The organism is Mesorhizobium sp. M7A.F.Ca.ET.027.03.2.1 (assembly GCF_003999175.1).
Classification (GTDB): Bacteria; Pseudomonadota; Alphaproteobacteria; order Rhizobiales; family Rhizobiaceae; genus Mesorhizobium.
Map to the genome: position 1 here is coordinate 1 of NZ_RZOM01001836.1, position 524 is coordinate 524.

The window sequence follows — 524 nt, forward strand, 5'->3', positions numbered from 1 at the left end:
GCCATCCAGCGCATCGCGGCAACTGCGCAACGCCGCCCGGTAGCGCCGTCCCTGGCCAGACGGCCAGTCGCCGAGGCATTCCAGCCCTTCCCAGGCGCTGCGGATGATGCGCTCGCGCTCAGGCGCGAATTTCAGCCTGATGGGGCGGGGAAACATCTTGTCGTTCAACGGTCGTCTCCATGATTGCCGCAAGTCGCCGGACGATATGCGTGAGAGGCGATCGGTAACGTCGGCGGCAGGGCAGGGTTCCCTTCCCAGGAGATCAAATCTCAGCGTCGATGTCCGACAGTGATCTCGGCGTCGGCGCTTCGGCGCTGTGCTGCGCTGGGCGGTCATGCTCGAACTGTTCGGTGCCGGGCAGAGCGTGCAGCCAGGTCTCGCGCCTGGAGGTCCACAATTCATATTCGGGCACGAGATCGGTCGGCGCGATGTCGAGGCTGCCGATCGCCACCTCGGCCTCGTTGTCGTCGACCCAGGCGACGCGGCCGCCGCATGTCGGGCAAAAGCTGCGGGTGCCATAGGAG

General features: G+C 66.0%; 1 protein-coding gene and 1 pseudogene. Both read right to left on the reverse strand.

Going from position 1 to position 524, the window contains the following annotated elements; translation table 11 throughout:
- Positions 1–336, reverse strand: a 336-nt coding sequence (locus tag EN750_RS41780; RefSeq protein WP_348629651.1) for a DUF982 domain-containing protein, incomplete at its 3' end; no start/stop codon positions are given.
- Positions 263–524: pseudogene (locus EN750_RS38360) on the reverse strand (GFA family protein); the annotation flags it as partial. The pseudogene EN750_RS38360 and the gene EN750_RS41780, both read right to left, overlap by 74 nt.